The 25,241-nt window shown below is 67.7% G+C and carries 14 protein-coding genes and 1 pseudogene; 8 read left to right on the top strand and 7 right to left on the bottom strand.

The window, feature by feature from the left end:
* Nucleotides 1–19: 19 nt before the first annotated feature.
* From AB0I66_RS14135 to AB0I66_RS14145, 3 genes are all read right to left on the bottom strand, one after another.
* Nucleotides 20–232 (bottom strand): hypothetical protein, encoded by a 213-nt coding sequence (locus AB0I66_RS14135; protein WP_363208668.1) that lies wholly within the window; start codon nucleotides 230–232, stop codon nucleotides 20–22.
* A 116-nt stretch (nucleotides 233–348) separates the two neighbouring features.
* Nucleotides 349–1,038, bottom strand: a complete 690-nt coding sequence (locus AB0I66_RS14140; protein WP_363208100.1) for a DUF899 domain-containing protein — start codon at nucleotides 1,036–1,038, stop codon at nucleotides 349–351.
* Nucleotides 1,039–1,150: 112 nt separating this feature from the next.
* The gene (locus tag AB0I66_RS14145; RefSeq protein ID WP_363208101.1) at nucleotides 1,151–2,512 is read right to left on the bottom strand and encodes an amidohydrolase; all 1,362 of its coding nucleotides are present in this window, start codon (nucleotides 2,510–2,512) and stop codon (nucleotides 1,151–1,153) included.
* A gap of 105 nt (nucleotides 2,513–2,617) precedes the next feature.
* Between AB0I66_RS14145 and AB0I66_RS14150 the strand changes: the two genes are divergently transcribed.
* On the top strand, nucleotides 2,618–3,574 hold the full coding sequence (locus AB0I66_RS14150; protein ID WP_363208102.1) for an endonuclease/exonuclease/phosphatase family protein: 957 nt from the start codon (nucleotides 2,618–2,620) through the stop codon (nucleotides 3,572–3,574).
* Here AB0I66_RS14150 and AB0I66_RS14155 read toward each other — a convergent pair.
* Nucleotides 3,571–4,659 carry a phosphatidylinositol-specific phospholipase C domain-containing protein gene (locus AB0I66_RS14155; RefSeq protein WP_363208103.1) on the bottom strand — a complete coding sequence of 363 codons (1,089 nt, stop codon included), beginning with the start codon at nucleotides 4,657–4,659 and terminating at the stop codon, nucleotides 3,571–3,573. The genes AB0I66_RS14150 and AB0I66_RS14155 overlap by 4 nt on opposite strands.
* A gap of 239 nt (nucleotides 4,660–4,898) precedes the next feature.
* Here AB0I66_RS14155 and AB0I66_RS14160 point away from each other — a divergent pair, with 239 nt between their 5' ends.
* Nucleotides 4,899–5,390, top strand: a complete 492-nt coding sequence (locus AB0I66_RS14160; protein WP_363208104.1) for a DUF3574 domain-containing protein — start codon at nucleotides 4,899–4,901, stop codon at nucleotides 5,388–5,390.
* Nucleotides 5,391–5,433: 43 nt separating this feature from the next.
* On the opposite strand, the pseudogene AB0I66_RS14165 reads toward AB0I66_RS14160, so the two are convergent.
* Nucleotides 5,434–5,736: pseudogene (locus AB0I66_RS14165) on the bottom strand (FUSC family protein); the annotation flags it as partial.
* A gap of 175 nt (nucleotides 5,737–5,911) precedes the next feature.
* On the opposite strand from AB0I66_RS14165, the gene AB0I66_RS14170 reads away from it, so the two are divergent.
* Genes AB0I66_RS14170 through AB0I66_RS14180 form a run of 3 tightly spaced genes read left to right on the top strand, consistent with a single transcriptional unit; the run spans nucleotide 5,912 to nucleotide 9,294 of the window.
* Nucleotides 5,912–7,219: a hypothetical protein gene (locus tag AB0I66_RS14170; RefSeq protein WP_363208105.1), complete on the top strand. Its 1,308-nt coding sequence runs from the start codon at nucleotides 5,912–5,914 to the stop codon at nucleotides 7,217–7,219.
* 4 nt (nucleotides 7,220–7,223) lie between these two features.
* Entirely contained in the window at nucleotides 7,224–8,465 is a 1,242-nt protein-coding gene (locus tag AB0I66_RS14175) for a transcriptional regulator (RefSeq protein ID WP_363208106.1), read from the top strand.
* A gap of 58 nt (nucleotides 8,466–8,523) precedes the next feature.
* Nucleotides 8,524–9,294 (top strand): hypothetical protein, encoded by a 771-nt coding sequence (locus AB0I66_RS14180; RefSeq protein WP_363208107.1) that lies wholly within the window; start codon nucleotides 8,524–8,526, stop codon nucleotides 9,292–9,294.
* Here AB0I66_RS14180 and AB0I66_RS14185 read toward each other — a convergent pair.
* A complete protein-coding gene (locus AB0I66_RS14185; protein ID WP_363208108.1) occupies nucleotides 9,250–10,569 on the bottom strand; it encodes a serine/threonine-protein kinase in 1,320 nt (439 codons plus the stop codon). The two genes, AB0I66_RS14180 and AB0I66_RS14185, sit on opposite strands and share 45 nt — an antisense overlap.
* 41 nt (nucleotides 10,570–10,610) lie before the next feature.
* Nucleotides 10,611–15,539, bottom strand: a complete 4,929-nt coding sequence (locus tag AB0I66_RS14190; RefSeq protein WP_363208109.1) for a DUF3320 domain-containing protein — start codon at nucleotides 15,537–15,539, stop codon at nucleotides 10,611–10,613.
* A gap of 263 nt (nucleotides 15,540–15,802) precedes the next feature.
* On the opposite strand from AB0I66_RS14190, the gene AB0I66_RS14195 reads away from it, so the two are divergent.
* The 3 genes from AB0I66_RS14195 (at nucleotide 15,803) to AB0I66_RS14205 (ending at nucleotide 25,112) form a co-directional block, all read left to right on the top strand.
* Nucleotides 15,803–17,035 carry a protein kinase gene (locus AB0I66_RS14195; RefSeq protein WP_363208110.1) on the top strand — a complete coding sequence of 411 codons (1,233 nt, stop codon included), beginning with the start codon at nucleotides 15,803–15,805 and terminating at the stop codon, nucleotides 17,033–17,035.
* Between the two features lie 85 nt (nucleotides 17,036–17,120).
* On the top strand, nucleotides 17,121–19,964 hold the full coding sequence (locus AB0I66_RS14200) for a DEAD/DEAH box helicase (RefSeq protein WP_363208111.1): 2,844 nt from the start codon (nucleotides 17,121–17,123) through the stop codon (nucleotides 19,962–19,964).
* A gap of 21 nt (nucleotides 19,965–19,985) precedes the next feature.
* Nucleotides 19,986–25,112 (top strand): class I SAM-dependent DNA methyltransferase, encoded by a 5,127-nt coding sequence (locus tag AB0I66_RS14205; RefSeq protein WP_363208112.1) that lies wholly within the window; start codon nucleotides 19,986–19,988, stop codon nucleotides 25,110–25,112.
* The last annotated feature ends 129 nt before the right edge of the window (nucleotides 25,113–25,241 follow it).

The raw sequence follows: 25,241 nt of genomic DNA on the forward strand, positions 1-25,241 counted from the left end.
CGGGATGTCGTGCCCGGTCCTATGCCGCGGCGGCTATCTCCGACAGGTCGGTGACGGCGGACTCGCCCGCCACGGGCTCGCGCACGATCACCAGGAAGGCGTCGGACGCGAGGTCCATCACGACCTCCGCCCGCTGTCCTTCCATGCGGCGGGCCCGCGCGAAGTCCTCCGCGGGCCACGATCCTCGCGGCCCACCGGCCGGAAAGCGTTCCAGTACGACTCGACTGTTCATCATCGTCCTTCTGTTCCCCCGTTGGCAGTCCTTATGGACTCTTTCGGAGAAGAACGCGCCCAGGGGCGGAAAGGACTCGCAACGTGACGGACCTGACACCTGGTTGTACCGGTTCCTCACATCTCGTACTCGTCGTGATACCTGAGCCGGTCGCTGCCCGCGGGCGCCCCGAGCCCCGTCGCCCGGCCCTTGGGCTCCTCCCACTCCTCCTGGCGGCCGAGGGCGGTGAGGTCGAGGAGGCTCGAGTAGGAGGCGACCCAGTCGGTGCCGCGTGCGTATGTCGAGTACGTGTGGAAGACGCGGTCGCCGTCCCGCAGGAAGCAGCTGAGGCCCGGCTGCTCGTAGGAATCGTCGCCCTCGCCGACGGTGGCGTCGAAGTCGTGGTTGAAGTCGCCGCCGTGCGAGGAGTACCACGGCACGGTCCAGCCCATCCGCGCCTTGAAGGGCAGGATCTTGGTGAAGGGCGCGCGGGAGACGGCGATGAAGTTGGTGCTGCGGGACCGCAGATGGGCCAGGTGTCCGATCTGGTCGAGGAAGGCCGAGCAGCTGCGGCAGCCCGCGTCCCACTCCGGGGCGAACATGAAGTGATAGACGATCAGTTGGGAGTCGCCGTCGAAGAGGTCGAACAGCGTGGCCTTGCCGTCGGAGCCGTCGAAGAGGTACTCCTTGCCGATCTCGACCATCGGGAGCCGCCGCCGCTCGGCGTTGAGCGCGTCACGCGCCCGTGTCTGCGCCTTCTCCTTGGCGAGCAGTTCCTGGCGCGCGGCGAGCCACTCCTCGCGCGTGACGATGTCGGGAAGTCGCATGATCCCTCAGTCCCTCCTGCGGACCCGCCCCTCGGATCCGTGCCTCTGCGAGGGGTGACCCGCGCGGTCATCGGAACTCATCGGTCGCGGCGGAGAAACTTCGGGGAATTCTTCAGCCCTCGTAATCCTGGATACGTTTGCCGTGGCTGCGGTCGATCAGGGCGGGCAGTTCGGCGGCCATCTCCCGTACGGTCTCGGGCACGTCGACGGTCAGGAGCCGCCGGTCGCGCATCAGGATCCGACCGTCGACGATCGTCGTGGTGACGTCCGACGAGCGGGCGCTGTGCACGAGCGTGGCCGCGAGGTCGTGCACGGGCTGGGTGTGCGGTCCCGCGAGGTCGACGAGGACGATGTCGGCGCGGCGGCCCGGCGCGAGACTGCCGATCTCATCGCCCAGGCCGACGGCCCGCGCGCTCTGCACCGTGGCGTGACCGAGCGCCTGGCGCGCGGTCAGCCAGGCCGGGTCGCGCCGCGTGGACTTCTGGACGAGGGCGGTCAGCGTCATGGACTCCCAGACGTCCAGGGTGTTGTTCGACGCTGCGCCGTCCGTGGCGAGCCCGACGGGGATGCCGATGTCGCTCAGGGCGCGCACGGGCGTGGTGTCCCAGCCGAACTTCAGGTAACCGCGGGGCGCGGACGCCACGGCGATACGTCCCGTGCCCTGCCCGAGGACGGGCAGGTCGCGGTCGAGGATGCCGGTCCCGTGGGCGATGAGGACATCGACGTCGAGCAGTCCGGTGCTGTGCAGGATCTCGATGGGGGTGCGGCCGTGGCGCTCCAGGCTGTTGTCGGTCTGGGCGCGGTTCTCGGCGGCGTGCAGATGGACCATGAGGCCGTGCTCGCGGGCGAGTTCCGCGGTGGCGGCGAGGTCCGCGTCGTCGACGGTGTACGGGGCGTGCGGGGCGAGCGAGGTGGTGATGCGGCCGCCCGCGGCGCCGCGCTGCCGCAGCGCGAACTCCAGGGAAGCGGCGCGCCCCTCGGGCCCTTGAGAAGAGAAGTAGGCCGCGCCGAGGTTGGCGCGCAGACCGCTCTCCGCCACGACGTCGGCGACGGTGTCCATCGCGAAGTAGTGGTCGGCGAAGGTCGTCACGCCGCCCCTGATCATCTCGGCGCAGGCGAGCCGCGCGCCGAGCCCGACGACCCGCTCGGTCAGGTTGGACTCGATGGGCCAGATCCAGTCGTTGAACCACTCGTGCGCCGGCAGATCCTCGGCGAGGCCGCGCAGCGCCACCATCGGCGTGTGCGTATGGCAGTTGATCAGCCCCGGCAGGGCCGCCTGGCCACGGGCGTCGATGCGTTCGGCGGCCTTGAGTCCGGTGACGTCGGGGGTGGTGGTGACGGCTTCGATGCGACCGCCGCGTACGACGACTGCGGCGTCGTCGAGGAATCCGATCCGGCCCTCCGTGTCGTGGACGAGGGCCGTGCAGCCCGTGATGACGAGATCGGCGGGGCCGTGCGCGGAAGGCGGCGTCATCTCTTCAAGGTACGGGGAGTGCGCATCCCGTGCCCTGTCGCGTCACCGGTTTCGCGGGCACGCTGACGTCAACCCGCCGACCACGACGAACAGTTGGAGCCCGCCATGCTCGTCGGCACCTGGAACCTGGAGAACCTCTACCGGCCCGGCGGAAAGTTCGGGCCCAAGGACAAGGCCGCGTACGAGGCGAAACTGGCCTCGCTCGCGGCGACGATCATGGCGCTGAACCCGAGCGTGCTCGGCGTGCAGGAGGTCGGCGACCCCGAGGCCCTGTCGGATCTGGCCGGGATGCTGGAGGGCACCTGGCACACCACGCTCTCGGAGCACGCGGACGAGCGCGGCACCCGCGTCGGCTTCCTCAGCACGCTGCCGGTGTTCGTCGTGGCCGACGAGGTCCGCTTCCCCGAACCGCTGCGCCCGGTGCAGTCCGGCGACGCGGGCAGGCCGGTGACGCGGGCGGGCCGCGGGGTCCTGGCGGTGACGGTGACGACGCGCGCCTTCTTCTTCGACGTGGCCGTCTGCCACCTGAAGTCGAAGCTCCTGTCCTACGGCAACGGCCGGTTCCAGCCGCGGGACGAGGGCGAGCGGGCCCGCTTCGGGGCGTACGCGCTCTACCGGCGTGCGGCGGAGGCCACGCTGGTGCGCTCGCTGTCCGACCGCCTCCTGAAGGGCGACGGCCGCCGGCACGACGTCGTCGTGCTCGGAGACCTGAACGACGAGGTGGCCGCGGCGACGACCCAGATCCTGCTCGGCCCGCCCGGCTCCGAGATCGGCACCCCCGGGTTCGACAGGGCGGACAAAGGCGACGCGCACCGGCTGTGGAACGTGGCCCCGCTCATCCCGCCCGAGCAGCGCTGCTCGCGCATCCACGCGGGCCGCCGCGAGCTGATCGACCACGTCCTGGTGAGCCGCGGCTTCCTGAACCTGGTCAAGGCCGCGGGCACGGGCGTGCCGGGCCCGACGGCGACCGCGCTGCCGTCGGTGGAGGACGGGGACCCGGCGGAGCGCCGGGACGCGACGGGCTCGGACCACGCCCCGGTCTGGGTACGGATCGAACGCTAGCCGCGCGGGAGCACTGTCGAGAGGACGCCCGGCAGCGGGTACCAGTCCGACGAGACGATGCTGGCGTTGCCGCGCGCGAGCAGGGCGACGCGGTCACGGGCCTGCGTCTCGGTCGGGTGCACGGCGTCGATGGCCGGGGCGACGTTGTGGGCGTCGGACATGACGACCAGATAGCGCCGGTCGGCGTACCACTTGGTGTCGATGGTGCCCCCCGCGTACTTCGACGCGTCGCCGTCGAACAGCACGAACCAGGGCCGGATCGCCGCGTCCGCGTACCGCCCGCGCGGGTCGCCCGCCTCGGCGCCGAGCACGGCGGGGAAGGCGGCGGCATCGTCCAGGCGCCCGGCGGCCTTGAGGTCGCGCAGATGGGTGGCGTACTCGCGGTCGGTCCACAGGGTGTCCGCCGGGTTGCCCTGTTCGACGGTGCCGGGGATCAGCTCGACGATGAACTTGCCCGCGAGGGCACTGCGCGAGGGCCAGCCGTCGCTGCGTACGGCGTCGTCGAGGGTGGCGTGCCCTCCGATGAGCTGGCCGGGGCGGTAGACGGCGTCGCCCAGCTTGCTCTTCAGGAGGGTGTCGAGGGCGGCGGGCCCGCGTCCGTTCCTCCCCTGGAAGCCGTCCTTCAGCTCCACCTTGAGGAGGATGGGCCGGTGGCCGGGGTGGGCGTCGTGCCAGCTCCGCATGTCCGTGAGGCACCCGGCGAGGCTCTGGTTGCGGGCCTTGGTGCGCAATTCGGCCGGACTCGCGGCGTTCTCGCAGTTGTTGTCGTTGCCGACCGGGTTGCTGTGCGAGACCCGCCAGCCGCTGCCGAACACGTTGGTCCACACGTCGAGTTCGAGCATGCCCGCGCCGGAGTCGAGCGCGTCCGCGAAGTACGGGTACTTCGCCTTCTCGTAGGCGTTGTGGACGCCGACGCCGGTGGTGGACGCGTACGGCGACTGCGGGGCGGGGTCGGCGGCGGCCGAGCCGGCGGTGCCGCTCGCCGACCCCGCGGTTCCGAACGCCAGTACGGCTGCTGCCGCGACGGCCATGGCGAGGCCTGTCCTGGTGCGTGTCGTGGCGCCTATCCCGGTACGTGCACTCATGCCCGCTGTCCGTCCCCTCCGCAGCTCCCGTCAAGTACCCGGCAACGTATGGGGGTTGAGTGTCGTATGGGAAGACGGCGACTTACGTGCGGGGAGAGATATCCAGCCGTACGGCCGTACGGGAGGGGGCGCGGAGCGTGGCGTGTCGGCTACCGTCTGCGCCCGTTATGGATCAACGTACGCAGAGATCCATACGCCTGTAGACCCTGATCTGCCCCCGCCGAAAGGGATCAGCCGCCATGCCCCGCACCCTCTCCCGCATCTCCCGCACCCGTCTCGCCGTGACGGCGGCCGCCGCCACGGTCCTGGCGGTCGGCGCGCCGGCCGCGTACGCGTCGTTCGACACCGCCACGGACACGCGTTCGCCCCGCACGACCACCACGGCGCAGATCTCCCGGGGAGACGCATACACCGAGACGCGCCTCCTCTTCGGGACCGAGCGCCCCGACGGCGGACCCGATGTGACCGACAAGCAGTTCATGAGGTTCATCGACGACGAGGTGACGCCGTCGTTCCCCGACGGGCTCACGGTGCAGGACGGCCGCGGCCAGTGGCGGGACTCGAACGGCAAGATCGAGCGTGAGCGCTCGTACGAGCTGATCCTGCTGTATCCGACGTCGCAGGCGCACCAGCGTGACGGTCTGATCGAGGAGATCCGTGAAGACTACGTGAAGGAGTACGCGCAGGATTCCGTGGCACGACTCGACGACCGGGTGCGGGTGGACTTCTGATAACTGCCCGGCCCGTGGGTGCCGTGGGTCCGGCGCTCGGGGGTCACGCCACCGCGGTGAGCTCCAGTTCCGCGAGCAGCGCGTCGATGCGCTCCGCGTGCCGCCGCGGCAGGTGTCCCGTGTCGTCGACGTGCACCGCGCAGGCGGTCGTGGTGTCGACGAGGCGTTCGAGGGTGGCCGCCAGGTCGATCGCGGCGCGGGCCTCGGCCAGCGTCCGGTAGGCCTCGCGCCGCAGGGCCCAGCGGGCGGCGCGGTGGTCGGCGTCCGCCGCCCCGTCGGCGTGGGCGCCGCTCAGGACATGGCGCAGATAGGCGGTCGCGCACGCACGGGCGAGCTACGCGCGAACTAAACGGACTCACCGTGCTCCTGTGTCGTCATGGGGCGTGCATGGACGGATGGGCGCCGCCGAACGACATCGGCCTGGGCTTGTGATCAACCGTAAACACGCATTGCCCGCGCAGTCTCAACTAGAGCGCACCAGAGCCTAGTTGTCCGTCATATCCCCCGGCACCATTGCATACATGAACAGCGGCACCGGACCCACGCCACCGTCACCTCCCCCCTTGCCGCCGGTGAGGCGACGCAACACGGTGCTCAGGCTCTACGACGCCCCGCTGTACCGGGACTGGGCGGCTTGGACGACTGCCTTCATGGTGGTGATGACGGCTTTCGCCATCGGAACGAGCGACGAACCGCGTGGCATGCCCGCATGGCTGGACACATTGCTGGCCACCATCACGCTCACCGCCCTGTTCGGCGTATTACCGGCGTGGATTCGGCTTTGGATCAGGCGCAGAAGATGGCGTACGCACGACGCATTCACGAACGTGCATCCGAACCACGCCTTCGCACCGCTACCGGTCCAGGGAATGCCACCTCCCGCGGAGCCCGCGGAGCCCGTGCAGCCCGTCGAGAGGGACACCCGAGCGCAGCCCTACCCCGCTCCCACGTTCGTATCGGCTCCGCGAGGGGGCAGCTCCGACCCGGTGGACACGTCCCGGGTACTGACGCGCGCAAGGCAGACCCTGCCGCACCCGGTCGCCCGCTCCGTCCGCGCGTTCCAGCAGGCGGACACCCCCAAGGACCAGTACGAAGCGATGCTCGACGCCGCCGAGAACCTCGCCCTCACCGCATGCGTCACGGCGGCCGCGCTGCTGCACCGAACGGGCAGGGACGCAGGGTCTGGCGTCTTGTCCGAGCTGAGGAACGCCTACGTCGGACGGGGCGCCATGTTCGGCACGTGGACAGTCGGTCTCCAGCGGGTCTGCGACGAGGCCACGGAACACCCGCACCTGCTGCCCGTGCGATTCGCCTCAGGCGTGGCAGGCATGGTCGACGATCTCAGGGCCCTGAAAACGGAACGTAATCGCACCGCCCACGGCGACAAGCCGCTCAGCCAGCCCGAGTCCGCCCTGCGCGTGGCCGAGTGCAGAGAAATCCTGGAACACGCCCTTCGGGCAGCCCAGTTTCTGGAAGAAATTCCCTGGCTGTGCATCGCGTCGTGTGACTACCGGCAGAGAACGAGGAACTTCCACGTCGTGGCGCGGAACGCGACCGGCGACCACCCTGTCTTCGAACGCCAGACGTATGAGTGGGACGAGCCCGTGGCCGGCGACGCGTTCTACCTGCTCGCGCCGGAAGGCCGAGTACCCCTCTCCCCCTTCGTCACGTATACGTTCTGCCCCCAATGCAGGCAGACGGAGACCTGCTACGCCTCGCGCGTCCCGAAGCGCGAGAGCCACGCAACGGTCAAGAGCTTCAGCCGAGGCCATGAAATCGCCGTACCAGAGCTGGGTGACGAAATCCGCGGGTTGCCGAGCCGAAGGTGAGGACATGGAACTGTGGCTGGGAATATTGGGCGCACTGACCGCCACCGGCGGGATGTACTACGCGTGGCGAGCGCTAGATCGTGCCGCCGTCGAGCAGTCCCACGCATCCTTCGTCAAGGAGCGCGCAGACCTGCGTCAACGCTTCGTCCCGCTCTGCGAGTTGGCCGCCGAGATGCACATGCTCGCCCGCCCCTCCTTGGAGCGGATCGGTGGCACCTCGCTGCTGTGGGAGGAAACCATGCGCCCGCCGACTCCTGTGCCGCTGTCGGCGGTGGCGATGGAGTGGCAGGACACGCCACCACCCCTCAACCTGCCTTTGCTGCGCACGGCACAACTCTGCCTGCCGAAGGAGTCGCGAGCGCATCGCTACGAACGCTATTCCTCGGCAATGGGGGACCTGGCGCGACCGGCCCTCTTCGAGGACCGCCCGTCCTTTCGTCTCGCGAGCGCCGACTGGTCTGATCCGGCAAGACCTCGTCTTACATTCGGCACCGGACAGTACTTCGACCTCATCGACCAGAACGAAGCCGTGGCCCACGAATTGGCCGCGGCCACGCGCCGGAATCCGCAAGAGAAGCCGCGCTGGCGGAACGTGCCCATGCGCAAATTGCTGGCCGCCGATCCGCTGCTTCTCGGGGAACGCGTCGTACTTCCCTCCGTCGCCACGCTGACCCTGCGCCGGACGCCCGACGGCCAAGGCAGGTTCTTCCTTCTTCTCAGAGAAGCCGGGCAGGTCGCGACGGGCGAGGGTATTTACGGCCCGATCCCTGCCGGCATGGTTCAGCCCGCGTCGTTCTCGCCTCTCGCCCACCGCCGGGACCTGGACCTGTGGCGCACCATCATGCGCGAATACAACGAGGAATTGCTCGGCGCGCCGGAGGCCAAAGGGGGCCTGGGCACAGAGGTGGATTACGAGCAGCCCCCTTACAGCTCCTTCAACACCGCTTTGGCCGATGGCTCTTTACGTGTGTGGTGCCTGGGAATGGCCCTGGAACCCCTGAACCTCGCCGTATGCATTCTCACCGTGGCCGTCTTCGAAGCGGACACTTTCGACACGATCTTCGCCGAGGCGGTCGAGCGCAACGAAGAAGGTCTGGTGATCGGCGGCACACGCGTCAACGGCACCATCACCGGGCTGCCCCTCGACGCCACGTCCGTCGACGACCTCGCCGCGAACAACATGTCGCCTCCCGCCGCGGGGCTGCTCCGGCTGGCTCTGCGCCATCGGGATCTCCTGCTTTCGTAGGTTCCGGGTGCGCTCCCCCGCTGCGCGCCCGCAGCCGAAGGAGCGGGATCATGAAGCAATGACCGACAAGCACAGGAAGGCGAACCCGGTGGAGGAGAGCATTCCGGAACCGGGCCTTTCCGCGTACCAGCGCACCCTGCGCGAGCGGCTTCTCGCCGCCCCCGCGGTGACCGCGCCGGCACCCTGGCGGCCTGTCTACGAGAGCGAGTACGGCCGGCCTGTCGGCGGGCTTCTCGGGATCGGCTTCGCTTCGCATCCCGACAGTGGCCGTGACCTGGTGATGGTTGTCTCCGGAGACGGTCATGGGCTCCTCGATGCCGTCACCGGGGAGAAGATCGCCAGGGATCGCGACCCCGACCCCGATTCCGATCCCGATGACAGCGCCTCCGACGTCGTCGCCGACCTGACCTGCCCGGGGTTGGGACCGATCGCAGGCACGCGCGTACACATCGCCGGGCTGTTCGGCGGCGGGCTGCACACCACGACCAGGGACGGGTGGACCCTGGAGGCCGTCACCCCGGCCTGGCCCCACCATCGCGTGCTCCTCTCGACCGACGGCGGACTCCCCCACTCAGGACCCCACGGAGAGAGGTGGTGGCACATCTTCCACTCCACCTACTCGGAACTCCGGGCCTTCGGCTTCTCCCCGTCCGGAGAGACGATCGCCGTCGCGACGAGCAGCGACGTATCTCTGTGGACTCGCAGCCCTGAGCGCAGCAATGGCCAGAACGGTTCGGGGCTGCAAACGTCTCAAGACGTAGTGCTGTCTGCAGTCGGTCTGCGCCTACCAGGCTTCGATCTTCCGCATGGGTGCGTAGCGAACCAGTAGCCTCTTGACGCGCCTTCGCGGCCCGAAGGACACGGTGACCTGCACATTCTGCCCGTCGCCCTGCACGTCAAGCACAGTACCAACGCCAAACTTGGTGTGCTCAACGACGTCGCCCACGTCCAAGCCGTCGAAACTGACTCCGAGGGGTCCGTACCTCGGTACAGAGGCGTTCCTTTCGGCACGGTATTGCTCGACAGCTCGCATACCCACTGGAAATTCGGATGCGCTGTCCGGCGCGGGCTCAATGGGCGCAAGCTCGTCAGGTCCCGCTGACCACCAGGCATTGACATCCGGTGATGACGCCGCGTTCGGAGGTCGGGTCGGAGGTGGCGGCGAGAGGTTCCGTGCGGTGCGCGTGGGCTGCTCCCACCACGGTCCGACCTCGCTGTCAGGCGAGGTTCGTCCTGTAGGCGCGCCATCGTCTGCTGCAGTGACGGGGTTGTCCAGCAAATACAGAACGTTTATGGCAGTGGGCCGCTCGGCCGGGTCTTTCGAGAGGCAGCCAAAGACGGCCAGCAGCAGTTCCGTGGGGAAGGTCGAGAAGTCAGGTTCATCGTGAACCACCCGGTAAAGGAGTGCAGGAACGTTGCCACATCCGAACGGATCCTGGCCGGTGGCCGCATAGTAGAGCACGGCACCGAGGGAGAAGACATCGCTGGCAGAGGTTGCGGTCTCGCCCTGAGCTTGCTCCGGAGACATGTATCCGGGCGTGCCGATTATGCCACCATGTGCAGTGAGGGTGACGTTGTTGTATTCCACTCTGGCGATACCGAAGTCGATGATCCGGGGTCCATCGTCGGTGATCAGGATATTCGCCGGTTTGAGGTCGCGATGGACCAACCCTGTCTGGTGGATTGCATCCAGGGCTTCCCCCAAACCTGCCGCGAGCAGATGCAGCGCAGATCCGGTCGGGGGACCGTGTCGCCGAACGTACTCGTTGAGATTGGGGGCATCTACGTACGCGGTGGCGACCCACGGCATGGGCGCGTCGACGTCAGCGTCTACCACAGGCGCCGTCCAGAAACCGCTGACCCGGCGAGCCGCGTCGACCTCACGGCGAAAGCGTTCCCGGAAGGTGGGATCCACTGCGTGCTCGGCGTGGATTGTCTTGACTGCGACGCGACGGCCGCCGGGTGACTTGGCGAGGTAGACGGTGCCCATACCGCCGGCGCCAAGTCGGCCAAGTATGAGAAAGGGTCCGATCCAGTCAGGATCACCCGCAAGAGGCGCTTGCATTCTTCCCCCACGCTCGTCGCCGGACAACTGCACACGCATCTTGAAGCGCTCCCCCGTCTCCGCCCGCTGCCGCTCCGACCTCACCCCGCACAGGCAACAATCCGATCCCGTGTCCCGCTCAGCCGTCCTTGCCCGAAGAGAGATGCCAAGTCGGACTCGAGCGCGACCTTGATGTCCGAGCCCAGTCGCTTCCATCCGAAGAACTCGCACACCTGCTTGAGCAGCTCTTCTCCCGACATCCCAGGGCACTCCGCGGCGAGTTCGGCAAGCACCAGCTGACGTTCCGCTGGAGGAATGAGGGCTACTTTGCGGGCGCAGCCCGGGACAGGGCGACGCGCCAGCTCACCCGCATATCCAGCCACCTGAACGAAGGCCTCGTCCCGCTCCACTTGTCCCTGCCTCACAAGCGCGCCAAGGACCTGCGCGATGTTGGCCCTGATCCGAGGCCCGGCCTTGGTCACACCCCATGCCTCACGCGTCCGCTGCACCAACAGGTCCTCGTGCAGAGGCCCTTCCTTCTCGATGATCTGCATCAGTGCATGCCGCAGTGCACGGCGTGCCTCCGGTGTATGCAGCTCGGCAGCGGACCCCACGAAGAGCTCGGTCGTCTCATATGGAGCGCTCCACGGCCTGTCGGGTTCGAGATCAACAGCCACCCGCACCGGTTCGGGGACTACCTGCGGCCCTTCCGCCGCTGGGTGGACGACAGCGCCCGAGGGTTGCGCGTCGTCCTCTCCGGACGCGCCCGTTCCTTGCAACACGCCCGGCGGCTCCTCTGCCAATGCCTGTTCCACGGCCTCTCTGAGCCGGGCTTCAGCCGCCACGCGGTCCCGATACCAGTCCGTGCCCCAGATCCGGTGAAGCCGCCAGCCGAGCCCTTCGAGGACCTGCTGACGCAGCCGGTCGCGGTCCCGGGCCACTCGTGAGGAGTGGTACATGGCGCCGTCGCATTCAATGCCGAGTGCGTACGATCCTGGAGCTTCGGGATGCTTGAGACCGAGATCGATGCGGTAGCCGGCAACACCCACTTGTGGCTGCACCGCATGGCCCCAGCGTTCCAGCACATTCAGCACGGATTCTTCGAAGGGGCTCTCCGTCTCCACCGTCTGGTCCTGCACGACATCCTGCGCGAGCACGGCCACGCCGTTCTCCGCGTATTCGAGGTAGCGCTTGAGGTGCTGAACGCTCTCGTTCTGGCTGTCTTCAAGCTGGCCACCGCGGAAGGAAGCCACCACCTCCATGCGGTAACGGGCTCTGGTCACCGCTACGTTGAGGCGTCGCCAGCCGCCCTCCCTGTTGATGGGGCCGAAGGCCCGCCCGACCCTGCCGTGATCGTCGGGGCCGTAGCCCACCGACATGATCATTACGTCACGTTCATCGCCCTGCACCGATTCGAGGTTCTTGATGAAGAAGCCGTTGAGTCGGTCTTCCTCGGTGAACCAGCGATCGAGGTCGGGCCTGGCAATCCTGGCCTGCTGCACGGCCTGGTCGATCGCTGAGGCCTGAGCCTGCGAAAGGGCCACCACGCCGAGGCTGCTGCCGGGCCGCGTGTCGAAATGGTGGATGACGCGGCTCGCCACCAGTTCCGCTTCAACGACGTTGTCCCTGCGACCACCTCGGTCATAGACACCGTCCGCTTTGAAGAAGGTGACTCCGACATCGTTTCCGTGGTCCCGGGCGCCAGGGAAAGTGACCATCGAATTGCGATAGAACGAGCGGTTGCTGAAGGTGATGAGGTCTTCGTGACGGCTGCGGTAGTGCCAGCGCAGCGGCAGAACCCGCATGGCTCCTGCCTTGCAGGCGTGGAGCAGAGACTCGAAGGAATCGGGTACGTCCTCGTCGTACTCGTCCGATTCGTCGCCCACGGACGCGTCGAAGAACGAGGTGGGCGGCAGCTGGTTCTCGTCACCGGCGACGATCAGGGAACGTCCACGGTAGATGGAGTTCGCCGCGTCGCTGGGCCGCACCTGCGACGCCTCATCGAAGATGACCACGTCGAACTGGTAGTCAGAGGGCAGAAACTGGCTGACAGTCAGCGGGCTCATCATGAAGCACGGCTTGATCGCGGGCACTACTTCCCGCGTGCGTCCGAGCAGTTCCCGTACGGGCATGTGCCGGATCTTCAGTTCGGCCTGCCTGGTGATCACCGCGGCGGCGCCGCCGCCGAAGCTGCGCGGCCTGCGGCGGTTGCACGCCTCGATCACAGCGCCGTGCGCCGCGGCGACCAGCCGCTGATCGGCCTCGCGGAAGTCGTGGAGCCTCGCGTCCAGGTCGGCGGAGCGGGTGACGCGCAGCCGCGGATCAGCGGCGAGAGTGGCGTCTGCCCACGCCTGGAGGAGGGCGCGTTCGACCACGGCGGGCAGTTGGGCGGCATCCACGCCGCGCTCCGCGCAGCGCTGTGCGAGCTCTCCGGCCCCGTACCGGTTCAGCACGTCGAGCCCGTCGCTGTAGGCGCGCCATTCCTCCGGCCCGTGCGGATCCGCCTGCAGGACGGACACTGCGCGCTGGGCCTGCTCCAGCGTTCCCATCACCTCTGGGTACAGATGCATCCGGCGTACGTCGTCGAAGAGCGCGAGCAGCCGGGCAGCGGCCTGTTCCCACTGCTCCGCTCGCCGCTCGGTGATGTCACACCAGTCGGCGAGGGCGGTGCGGGCAGTCCGTGCCTGAAGTCCGGTCAAGGGGTTCGCAACGGTTCCGTCCGCGAGCTGCGCGGCGAGCAGGTCACGCTGTCCGGTTAGGCCGGCGAGTTCGCCGATGCGCCCTGCGACGGCCAGCGCGGCGTCGAGCGGCTCGAAGTCGCTCTCCCGACGGGGCGTGTAGCGGCCGAGCAGCCCGCTGCTCGCGTCCGCGAGCCGGGTTGTCTCGGCCACGGCCTGCTGCCACGCGAGCGCCTGACCGAGCCGAGCGGCGTACGCCTTGTCCCACGCGCCGCCGTGAGTGAGTCCCGCGACTTCTTCCCTGTCCGCCTTGAACTGCGCGGAGAATCGCGCCATCAACCCCTTGTGCTGGGTGGCGAACCGTTCAACAAGGCTTGACAGACCATGTGCTGCCAGCACTTGCTCGCCGAAGACATCCTCGGCGGCCGTTCGAGCGGCGGTCTCTTCCGCCACCGTACGGCGCAGTTCATCCGCCGCGTCTCGCGCCCTGCGCAGCGCGGCAGGCTCGAACCATTGCATCGGCGGCCGGTGGCCGACCTCTGCGAGGTCCGCCAACTCAGCAAGGTCAAAGGCCTCTTCAGCACCCTGCGGTTTCGTCACGCCAAGGCTGTCCGCGAGCTGTGCGAGCAGAGCCGAGGGATCGTCAGGCAGCGCGTCGGTGGACGCCGCCGTGGCCCGGTTCGGCAGGCCGGTGCGAAGCGCACGTACGGCTTGTCCGACGTCATGGGCCGTGTGGAGATCCGGGCCGGTGGCCGCGAACGGCCGCCGTTCGGCCGCAGCCCGCAGACCGGCCAGCGCGTCGGCCGCCTCGGCGAGGACGACGAGCGGGGCCTCCCCCTCCACCAACCCCCGCCAGGCGAAGGCATCCCCCTCGGCAGCGGGCCGCCATGCCCGGCTGACTGCCCCGGCCGCGACGATCAGTTCCTGCAGCGCGCCGGCGCCGATGGTGCGGATGCGCTCTGTACTGCCGTATCGAAGTGCCAGTTGTGGCGTGTCTTGCTGATCGAACAGCACCAGGCGTCCCAGGACATTGTGCAGCGTCCGCTCAATCGGCTCGCGCGCCTCGTTCATAGCGGCCGCGTACGCGGACAGCTCTTCGCGCAGTTGCTGTGCGCGGTCGAGCTCGTGCGCGGCTGCTCCCGAGGCTCGGATCTTCGTGGTCAGCACGCGGCACAGTTCGGTGGCGACCGCCTTCTTCGTCGTGTCACCGCTGTGGAGAGCGAGCACGAAGTCGTCGAGGCCTACATCCCGCAGCCGGTTGCGTACGACGTCCAGGGCAGCGGCCTTCTCGCTGACGAAGAGAACGCTGCGACCCGCGTGCATCAAGGCGGCGATCATGTTCGTGATGGTCTGGCTCTTGCCCGTGCCGGGCGGGCCGCTCATCACGAACGACCGGCCGTCGAGGGCTGCGGCGATGCACTGCCGCTGCGACGCATCGGCGTCCAGGACAAGTGGTGTGTTCTCCGGCAGCTGGAGCTCGTCGATCCGTTCCAGCTCGGGTGGATCGAAGCCGATCAGATCGTCGGGCAGCCCCGAGTCCGGGCCGAGGGCGACGGCCCGGATCAGCGGATGCTCCAGAATGCGTTCCTCGTTCTGCTGGAGGTCTTGGTACATGGCCTCCTTGTGGGAGTGGAACAGTCCGAGCACGACCCGTTCGGTCACGGCCCAGCCGTCTTGCGAGGCGGCGACACGGCGAGCCGTGGCGAGCACCGCGGGCAGGTCGTCGGCGTCGGCCTCTGTCACCGCCTCCCAGTCGTCGACTCCCGCCCGGGCCAGCCGGACGGCGAGCGCCGGGTTGTGCATCGACTCCTGGTCCTGGGCCGCACGCAGGCTCGCCCGCCCCTGGCCGTCACGATCCAGCTCGACGGGGACAAGGACGAGCGGGGCGGCACTGGTGCCCTCCTGGACGTCCCCTTCCTTCCAGTCGAGCATCCCAACGCCCAACCACAGCACCCACAAGCCGTAGTCGTTGAACGCCTGGCGGGACTGCGTGCGCAGCCGGTACAAGGCGGTGTCGAGCTGGGTCTGCGTGGTCTTGTGCGTGACCAGTCCGGCAGCCCGCCCCGCGGGCACCGCCTTCGCCAGTTCGACGCCCTCTCCGGAATCCGTGTCCTCTTCGGCATCCTCGACCGGCGCGAAGTCCCAGCCTCGTCCCAGACCAGCGAGGACGGCAGCGGCCTGCGGTGACTGGATCTCCAGCGTCGCCGTCCGGGTGTGACGGAAGTTCAGCAGCCTGTTCCGCCCGCCCATGTCCAGCAACGCGTCCCGCCATCCGCTCAGCGAGGACCGCAGCCGCTCGAGCGGGACGTCTGCGCCCGGGCCGGGACTGCCGCTCATCGGTGTGGTGTGCATCGGCCGTACCCCCGTGGCAATCGCAGTGAACTCAGGGCCACCCTTCGCACAGGTGGCCCTCTACCACGCTTGTAACAGCAGTCCGCCCGCGACACGGCAGAGACGGCGTTTTCCGCCAGGTTGAAAGGCTTGAACTGCATGCCCTGAAGTCACCGGTCACCTCCGGATTTGCCGGTCGCTCAGGACCGGGTACGCACCACCGTCCGTTCGACTACCGTTACGGCTGGCATATACCGGCTGGCCAGCGCGAAGGGACGACTCAAGTGAATGCGGCGCCGCTGAGCCCCGAGGATCCGACCGAGCTCGGTGATTTCGAACTGCTCGGGCGCATCGGCCACGGCGGCATGGGACAAGTTTATCTCGGTGAGTCCCAAGGCGGTGAACCCGCGGCCGTCAAGGTCATCAAGCCTTCGGTGGTCGATTCGGAGACGCGCCTGCGTTTCGCCCAGGAGATCGAGGTCTTGAAGACGATCTGGGGCCCGCGCATCGCAGCATTCATGGACGCGGATCCCGAGGCCGAGCAGCCCTGGCTGGCCACGGAGTATGTCGATGGCCCTGACCTGCGCAAACACGTGGGCACCCACGGCCCGCTACCCGGTGTTCTGGTCGCATCGCTCGGTGCCACGCTCGCCGAGGCGCTCGCCGGGGTCCACAAGCAGGGGCTGCTCCACCGGGACCTCAAGCCCGCCAACATCCTGCTGGGCCCCAACGGTCCGAAGATCATCGACTTCGGGCTCGCGGTGTTCACCGAGTCCAGCGCATCGCTCACCGCTCCGAACACGGTCCTGGGTACACCCGCCTGCATGGCTCCCGAGCAGGCAAACGGAGTCAAGCCGCTGACGTCGGCGGTCGACGCATACGCACTCGGAGCTGTTCTTCTCCACTCGGCGACGGGTCACTATCCCTTCCAGGCCGACAACATCCACGCGCTCTTCCACTTGATCACCAAGGCGGACCAGGCACCCGACTTGGGCGGGGCCCCAGCCGATCTGGTCCCACTTCTTTCGGCGATGCTCGCGTACGACCCGTTGGCTCGCCCCTCGCTGCGCGAGATCGTCCAGCAGTGCCGTGCCGTGATCGAAGCGCAGGGTCTCAAGGTCGCGCAGGCCAGGCGCCGCCTCACGGCGCACACCATGGCCACTGCTCAGCAGGACGCCCCCGTCGCTCCGCCCCTGCCGCCTGTCCCCGCTTCCGCGGCCGCGTTCGCGGACCTGCCCACCGAGACGCTGACCTCACCGGCCACACCAACCGCTGTCACGGTCCCGCTCGCTCAGGAAGACTCAGCTCCGGCTGAGTACACCCCCACGGTGAAAACCGAGCCGGACCCCACCGTCCGCGCACAGCCTCCAACCCGCCCCATCGCCGCTCCGGGCACACCACCGCCCGCCCGCCGCGGCCGGGCACGCACCGGCCCCGGGCCTCTGCGCAACTCAGCACAAGCCAGGCGCGTCGCCCAGCAGCTTCGTGAGGCCTACGCTCAGGGCGCGAAGTTCTGACTCCGGATCCAGCCGCCAAGTCCCTTGCGGACAGGCGCCACAAGCACCACATGAGATTCACCAGCATCAGCAGGAGGCACGGCACGTGACCGTCGACCAGGCCGGCGTAGCTCAGGACGCTCCGCAGGACAGCGAGCCGCAGGATGCCAAATACCCGCCGGGATCGCAGATCGAGGTCCGTGACGAGGAGTGGCTCGTACGGAATGTGACAGGCACCGACCATGACGGCGATCGCATCGATGTGGTCGGCGTCTCGGAGTTCGTGCGTGATCAGGAGGCCGTGTTCTTCACGGAACTCGACGACGTGCAACTGCTGGATCCACGCCGGACCAAGCTGACCGCAGACGACTCCCCCAACTTCCGCCGCAGTCGTCTGTTCCTCGAAGCGGTCCTGCGCAAGACCCCACTTCCCCAGTCGGAGCGCGGCCTGGCCTTGGCGGACAGTTTTCTGCTGGACTCGCTCCCCTACCAGCACCGCCCGGCGCAGCTCGCGCTCTCCGGCAAAAATCTGCGTCCCCGCATGCTGATCGCGGATGTGGTCGGTCTCGGCAAGACCCTGGAAATCGGCCTGACACTCGCCGAGTTGATCCGCAGGGGTCGCGGCGAACGCATCCTGGTCGTGACACCGCAGCACGTCCTTGAACAGTTTCAGCACGAGCTTTGGACACGTTTCGCGATTCCGCTGATCCGACTCGACTCCGCGGGCATCGAGAAGGTGCAGCGAGAGATTCCGGCGGGCCGGAACCCGTTCACGTACTTCAAGCGCGTCATCGTCTCCATCGACACACTCAAGAACACCGACCAGTACAAGCATCACCTGGAACACATTAAGTGGGACGCGGTCGTCATCGACGAGTCCCACAACCTCATCAACCGCGGATCGCTCCGCAACCAGCTCGCCCGCGTCCTCGCCCCGCAGACCGACGCCCTCATCCTGGCCTCGGCAACTCCACACAACGGAGATGCCCGCTCCTTCGCCGAGCTGATCTCGCTCCTCGACCCGGCCGCGATCCGTGATCCGGAGCACTACGAGGCAGACGACATCAAGCATCTCTTCATGCGCCGTACGAAGGTGAGCCCCGAGGTCCGGGAGCAGATGAAGGGCCAGTGGGCCGACCGGGGCCCGAGCGAGTCGGTGCACTGTCCGGCGACCCCGGCAGAGGAGCAGATCTTCGAGGAGCTGGCACAGGTGTGGATGCCGGCGGAGGGCACGTCGGTGAGTGCCGTGCCGCTCTTCCCGTACACGCTGCTGAAGTCTTTCCTCTCGTCGCCCGCGGCGCTGCGGTCCACGGTGGCCACCCGCATCAAGACCCTGGAGAAGAAGGACGACCCGGCCGCGACGGCGGCGGAGCTCACCGCGCTGCACCGCCTGGCGGAGCTAACGGCGGACTTTCCCGACGCGGACTCGGCCAAATTCACCGCGCTGGTGGAGCAGTTGAAGGCCATCGGTGTGGGGCCGCGCAGCGAGCAGCGGGTGGTCGTGTTCTCCGAGCGTGTCCAGACCCTTGAGTGGCTGCGGTCGGCTGTCCCGGCTGCTCTCGGATTCAAGGGCAAGGCCCTGCGCGAGGCGGCGCGCGTCATGCACGGCGGCCTCTCCGACGAGCAGCAGATGCAGTGCGTGGAGGACTTCGGCCTCGCGGACACCCCCGTACGCATCCTGTTCACGGGCGATGTGGCCTCCGAGGGCGTCAACCTTCACCGCCAGTGCCACCAGCTCATCCACTACGACGTGCCGTGGTCCCTGATCCGCATCGAGCAGCGCAACGGCCGCATCGACCGCTACGGCCAGGCGCACAAGCCGCAGTTCCGAGCGCTGATCCTGACGAGCGGGGTCGAGGACGCGAAGGACGACCGCACGGTCGCCGAACGCCTCCTGGAACGCGAGGACGAGGCCCACCGCAGCATGGGTACGGCCGAGGCAGTCTCGGGCCTGTACCGGGCGGAGGCGGAGGAGAAGTCCCTCGTCCAGGACCTGCTGCGCGGCCGCACGGTCGACGAGTCCCTGGATTCCACAGCCCAGGCCGCAGCGGCAGAGGACTCCGGCACTGACTTCCTGGCAGACCTCTTCGGTGCGGTGGGAGATGACCCCAAGGAGGTGGACGGCGATGCGGCGCCCGCCCCCGCGGACGTGCCGCGCCTGTTCACGGGCACGCGCGAGTTCATCGACGAGGCGGTACGCGAAGTCTTCCCCGACGCGCAGAAGCAACTGGATCTGGACCAGGACCCGGAGACCGGCCTGATCTCCTTCAAGCCGCCGACCGACCTGGCCCACCGCATGAAGGCGCTCCCTCCGGACTACCGACGCGAACAGCGCCTGAACGAGCGGCTGCTGGTGACCCTGAACCGCAAGCTGGCGAACCTCTCCCTCACGCGAGCCCGCGAATCGTCCTCGTCCAGCTGGCCGGAGATCTCGCTCCTCACCGACCTCCATCCGGTCGTGGAATGGCTGACGGACAAGGTCCTGGTACGCCTGGGCCGCCAGGAGGCGCCGGTCATCACGGCGGACGTGGAAGCCCCCGTCTACCTCGTCCAAGGCATCTTCTCGAATGCTCTCGGCCGCCCGACGGTGGTGAAGTGGATGGCGGTGCGAGCGGGTGAGGTGACCGACGACATGGTCGGCATACTGCGCAGTGCGGGCGTCGGCCCCAAGATGGCCAACCCTCTCCACGCTCACGACCTCGACTTGCTCGGTGCCGGCATTCCCGGGGCCCTGGAGGCAGCGGAGGATTTCCTGCGCCGCCACAGTGCCGACTGGGACGAGGCGCTGCACAAACCGATCGAGGACTACAAGCTGCGCCTGGGCAACTGGGAACAGCCGACGCTGGCGGGCGAGAACACCAAGTCCAAGCTCTCGGACCTGGCCGACTCGCTCCTCACCACCGGCCGCCCCATGCTCCGGGTACTCGCCGTCCTCGACTCCGCCGCCTGATCCCACGAGGTTCTTTCAGCCATGACGTATGACTCCCTCGTCAACCGCGGCGAATACTTCTCCGCGCACTACCTGGCCGAGGTCTTCCCCAAGGACCTCAAGTCGGGCCTGCTCGCGACATGGAAGGAGCGGGAGGACGCGGCGAAGGACGCCGATTCCGCGGACGCCCCGTCCGACGCGGTCGGCGCCGAGGCCCTGCCTACGACCCCGCGCATCGGGCTGCGCGAACTGCGCCGCACCTACTTCAAGGCGCGCTCCTCTTTCGCCGAAGCGGCGACGGCACAGGCTGACGCCGATGCCACGACGTACGACTCCCCCACATGGCGGGAGCAGGCAGCAGAGCTCAACGCATCACTGCTGCGCGCGCTGGGCTACGACGCCAAACCGCAGACGTTGACCGTGGAGCGCGCGGACCACACCTACGAGGTGCGGGTCGCGCACGCGGAGCCGGGCCTGGTGGCCCTGGACTGCGGCTGGGCGGCGGAACCGGACGCGGCACTGGAGCCGGACGGGGCGGGCCGCCTGCTGCACCGCCTGCCGCTGGAAGGCTCCGCGGAGATCACGACGGGCTCGAAGCTGGCCTCGTTCCTGTTCGCATGCGAAGAGGCGCCGCGCTACGTCCTGCTGCTGGTGGGCGGCGTGGTCGTGCTGGCCGACCGGGCGGTGTGGGGCGAGGGCCGCTACCTGGCGGCCTCACTGGACGCGGCGCTGGAGCGCAACGATGCCCGCGCGGGCGGCGAGCTGGACACCGTGGCGGCCCTGTTCGGCGCGGATTCCTTGCGTACGCCGGAGGAGGGCGGCGAGAACCCACTCTCAGGCCTCGTCGACAAGTCCACGAAGCACGCGGTGGGAGTGTCGTCGGAGCTGCGGGACGGCCTGCGCACGTCGGTGGAACTGATCGCGAACGAGATCCTGGAGCGGATGCGGGGTGCGGGGGTCCGCCCGGAGGACGTGAAGGAACTCCCGGAGCTGTCCAGGGAGTTGACGCGCGAATCCCTTCGCTACCTGTACCGGATCCTGTTCCTGCTGTACGCGGAGGCGCGCCCGGAACTGGGCATCGTGCCGTCGGACTACCCGGAGTACCACCAAGGTTACGGGCTCGGACGGCTCGGGGAGCTGGTGGCGGAGAGGGACTTGGTCGGGGAGAAGGCGCGGGAGGGCTTTTACCTGTACGAGTCGCTCGACCTGCTGTTCCGGAAGGTGCAGGAGGGGTACCGGGCGAGGCGTACGCATGGGGAGGCGGCGGTGGACCAATCCGCCGGCGCTGGCGGGAAGGTCTCCGAGGACATCGGCCTGCGCTTCGAGCCCCTTCACTCCAAGCTCTTCGAGCCGGAGTCGATCAAGCTGATCGGCAAGGAGTCGGTCCGGGATCCGCGCTTCGATGAGGACGAGACCGGCTTCGCTCGTTACGTGGACACCCGGTTGCGCAATGCCACGCTGTACCGGGTCTTGCGCCTGCTGATGCTGACGCGAGGCAAGCGGGGCGAGCGCGGCGGCTTCATCTCGTACGCACAGCTCGGGATCAACCAACTGGGTGCGGTGTACGAGGGGTTGATGTCGTACTCGGGCTTCGTGGCGAGCGAGGAGCTGTACGAGGTCGCGAAGGGCGGCGACTCCAAGGACGGCTCATGGCTGGTCCCGGCATCGAAGGCGGACGAGTACGCGGACTCTGTCTTCGTGCGGCGCAAGGACGAGGAGACCGGCGAGGAGGTACGGGTCCGGTACCGGCCGGGGTCGTTCGTGTACCGCCTGTCGGGGCGCGACCGTCAGACGTCGGCGTCGTACTACACGCCGGAGTCTCTGACGAAGGTGACGGTGCAGCTGGCGTTGCAGCATCGCTTGGACCAGGACGGGGTGGTGACTCCGGCGCGGGAAATGCTGGACTGGAAGATCTGTGAACCGGCGCTGGGGTCGGGTGCATTCCTGAACGAGGCCATCAACCAGGTGGCGGTGGAGTATCTGCGGCGACGGCAGGACGAGCTGGGCGTCGCGATCGACACGGAACGCTACGCGATCGAGTTGCAGCGCGCGAAGGCGTACATCGCGCTCCACAACTCCTACGGCGTGGACCTGAATTCGACGGCCGTGGAGCTGGCGGAGGTCTCGCTGTGGCTGAACACGATGCATCCGGGGATGGAGGCGCCGTGGTTCGGGCTGCATTTGCGCAGGGGTAACTCGCTTATTGGGGGACGGCGGGAAATCTATGCGGAGGAGCGGCTGAAGAAGGGTGGCTGGCTGGGCTGCACGCCGGAACGCTTCCCGCTGACTGAGGCGCCTGGTGGCCTGCCTGCTGGGGCGGTGCATCACTTCCTCCTTCCCGCGAAGGAGTGGGGCGCGGTCGCCGCCGAGAAGGAGGCGAAGGCGCTGGCGCCGGAGGAGGCGAAGGCGCTGGCCGCGTGGCGGAAGGCGATCACGAAGTCGCCGTCGAAGCGGCAGACGGAACGGTTGCAGGGGCTGGCTCGGCGGGCCGAGTACCTGTGGGGGCTTGTCACTCGGCGTCTGGAGATCTCTGAGCGGGACATCTCGCGGCGGATCGAGGTGTGGGGCGCGGAGGACGGCTGGTTGCGCGCGCCTGAGGTGGCGGTGCAGCGGGAGAAGGTCCTGGCGGATCTGGAGGCCGTGGATACGCCGTACTGGCGCCTGAAGAAGGTCATGGACGCGTGGTGTGCGTTGTGGTTCTGGCCGGTGCAGGAAGCGGGGCTTCTCGACGGCTCGGACGGGATCTATCCGCGGGCTGAGGATGCGGCGGCGCGGGGTTCTGCGCTGGGCGGCGGGGAGGTTGGGGGTGCGCCGGACGCTGCCGAGGTGATCCGTACGTACGAGGAGGTCGACCTCCTCGGCAACGTCACGGTCCGGGAGGTCACTCGGGCCGACATCGACAAGCGCCGGAAGGGTTCCCGCAAGGAGGAGAAGGCTTTCGCCGGACAGCGCCGCGATGTGATCCCGCTAGCTGACCTAGGTGACTGGCTCGACTTCGCCGAAGCGCTGCTGGGTACGCACAGTGTCTCGGAGGAGTTCCTCGTTGGGTCCTTCGACAATCTCGATGATCTTGAGCGCTACGAGGACGAGCTGCCCGACTGGATGGGCATGGATCGCTCGTACTGGCTGGAGAGCCGGTTCCCGTGGACGGCTGTGGCTACGGAGATCGCTGGGGAGCAGGGGTTCTTTCACTGGGAGTTGGAGTTCGCGCAGGTGTTTGCCGCGCGGGGTGGTTTTGATTTGCAGGTGGGGAATCCGCCTTGGGTGCGGCCTCGGTGGCAGGAGGATGTGATTCTCGCCGAGTTGCAGCCTTGGTTTGCGCTAGCGGAGAAGCCAAGTGCAGAGGAATGGCGGCTCCGTAAGGAGGAAGTACTAGACGACTCTGCGAACAGTAAGGACTTCCTCCTGAGCGAGCTGGCCGATCACTCTGGAGCGGTCGCCGTACTGGGGAGCGCGGCAGTTTATCCGCTGATTGTCGGTACCCAAGGCGACATGTACCGGGCCTTCATGGCGCAGGTATGGCAGCACATCGCGCCTCACGGCAGCGCAGGTCTGATCCACCCAGATACGCATTTCGACGGTGTCCGCGAGGGTTCGATCCGGGGCTCCACGTACCGGCACCTCCGTGTCCACGCGCACTTTGTCAACTCGGCGAACTGGGCGTTCGAAGATCTAGATCGTGCCCAGCAGTTCGGGATGCACATTTACGGCACGTCGCAGAATCCCGACTTCCTGCATCTCAGCGAACTCCGCGGTGCCGAAGTCGTGCCCGAATCGCTGACCCATGACGGACGAAACCCTACCCCCGGCATCAAACACAATGGCTCGTGGGACATTCGGCCGCACCGCGAACGTGTGGTGCACGTGAACACTGCACTACTGACCAGTTGGCATGCCCTGTCAAGCGCGGCGGGTGAAGCGACTCAGACTCCACTTCTGTATCCGGTCCTCGTCAGCGAGCAGGGGGCGATTGAGGCGCTGGCTGCACATCGTGAAAGCGTTGCCGATTACCACCCTTTGATCTCAAGCGGATACCACGAAGGCGGCGCCAAGAAAGCCGGGCTGATTCGCTGGGGCAATCAGACTGTACCCGAGCTCGCCGATGTCATTTTGCAGGGGCCGCACTTCGCCTCGGCGCTTCCCTTTTCAAAAGAGCCTAGAGTACCTTGTCAGAGCAACAGAGACTGGGGCTCGCTCAAGCTGACGGAGCTGCCCGCCACCTACGTCCCCGTGACCAACTACGTGCGGGCCACCGACGAATTGACGTACTTGGCAGCGCAAGACTCCTGGCGTGGAAAACCAACCACGTCACACTTCCGCCTTGCATGGCGAGAGATGATCCCTTTCAACAACAGCCGCAGTCTGCAAGCCGCTCTTCTCCCACCAGGGCCAGCTCACGTCAACGCTGTGCGGACGATGGCTTTGGAAAGCAACCGGCTCACTGCCCTGCAAGCAGGCTTCTGGGCAACATTGCCCCTTGACTACCTACTCCGCATCACAGGACGCGGCCACATCGATGTCTCTGGTGCACGAAAGATGCCTGCCGCCGCCCCGGATCACCCTCTCGCCCCCTCCCTCCTCCTACGTACCCTGCGCCTGAATGCCCTCACTACTCACTACGCCCCCCTGTGGGCGGAGCTGTTCGACCCTCAGTGGGCAGGTTACGAGGACTGGGCCAACCCCAACTGGCCTAACCTGAAACCCCTCGCCGCCTCCCTCAAGTCCACGTGGGATTACCCCACTCCGCTTCGCACCGAACACGAGCGCCGCGCAGCGCAAGTCGAACTCGACGCTCTCGCCTCCGTATGGCTCGGCATCACCGCCGACCAGCTCGTCGCGATTTTCAAGTCCCGCTTCCCGCAGCTGTACGACTACGAGTCGGCGACCTACTTCGACGCCAACGGCCGCAAGATCGCCGCCGACTTCAACACCTACGGCCACGGCCAGACCAAGCAGGACTACCTCGACCTGCTGGACCACTTGGAAGACCCGGAGCGCACCCCGCCCCCTGCCGGCTACCAGGCCCCCTTCTACAAAGCCGACCGAGAAGCCGAAATGCGTGCCGCCCACGCACACTTCCAGTCCCGCTTGGACGCCGAGATCGCGGCTGGCCGCTGGTCCCCTCCTGCGCCTGCCTCCGCCTCGGTCCCGGAGCCGACCGATGCCTGACGCCAGCCTGTGCGTCCGGCAGACTCCAGACGAACGCTCGCGGGCAGACCTGCCCATCGCCGCCGAACTGCAGCGATAGGCACACGAGTGCCCCATGACCGATCGTGGACCGTCATGGGGCACTCGTGC

The sequence above is a fragment of the Streptomyces sp. NPDC050439 genome, from assembly GCF_040655335.1.
Classification (GTDB): Bacteria; Actinomycetota; Actinomycetes; order Streptomycetales; family Streptomycetaceae; genus Streptomyces.

Excerpts from the sequence above, each read along its gene's own strand:
- AB0I66_RS14135 (WP_363208668.1), bottom strand. The coding sequence starts at position 232 with ATGAACAGTCGAGTCGTACTGGAACGCTTTCCGGCCGGTGGGCCGCGA.
- AB0I66_RS14140 (WP_363208100.1), bottom strand. The coding sequence starts at position 1,038 with ATGCGACTTCCCGACATCGTCACGCGCGAGGAGTGGCTCGCCGCGCGC.
- AB0I66_RS14145 (WP_363208101.1), bottom strand. The coding sequence starts at position 2,512 with ATGACGCCGCCTTCCGCGCACGGCCCCGCCGATCTCGTCATCACGGGC.
- AB0I66_RS14150 (WP_363208102.1), top strand. The coding sequence starts at position 2,618 with ATGCTCGTCGGCACCTGGAACCTGGAGAACCTCTACCGGCCCGGCGGA.
- AB0I66_RS14155 (WP_363208103.1), bottom strand. The coding sequence starts at position 4,659 with ATGAGTGCACGTACCGGGATAGGCGCCACGACACGCACCAGGACAGGC.
- AB0I66_RS14160 (WP_363208104.1), top strand. The coding sequence starts at position 4,899 with ATGCCCCGCACCCTCTCCCGCATCTCCCGCACCCGTCTCGCCGTGACG.
- AB0I66_RS14170 (WP_363208105.1), top strand. The coding sequence starts at position 5,912 with ATGAACAGCGGCACCGGACCCACGCCACCGTCACCTCCCCCCTTGCCG.
- AB0I66_RS14175 (WP_363208106.1), top strand. The coding sequence starts at position 7,224 with ATGGAACTGTGGCTGGGAATATTGGGCGCACTGACCGCCACCGGCGGG.
- AB0I66_RS14180 (WP_363208107.1), top strand. The coding sequence starts at position 8,524 with ATGACCGACAAGCACAGGAAGGCGAACCCGGTGGAGGAGAGCATTCCG.
- AB0I66_RS14185 (WP_363208108.1), bottom strand. The coding sequence starts at position 10,569 with ATGCGTGTGCAGTTGTCCGGCGACGAGCGTGGGGGAAGAATGCAAGCG.
- AB0I66_RS14190 (WP_363208109.1), bottom strand. The coding sequence starts at position 15,539 with ATGCACACCACACCGATGAGCGGCAGTCCCGGCCCGGGCGCAGACGTC.
- AB0I66_RS14205 (WP_363208112.1), top strand. The coding sequence starts at position 19,986 with ATGACGTATGACTCCCTCGTCAACCGCGGCGAATACTTCTCCGCGCAC.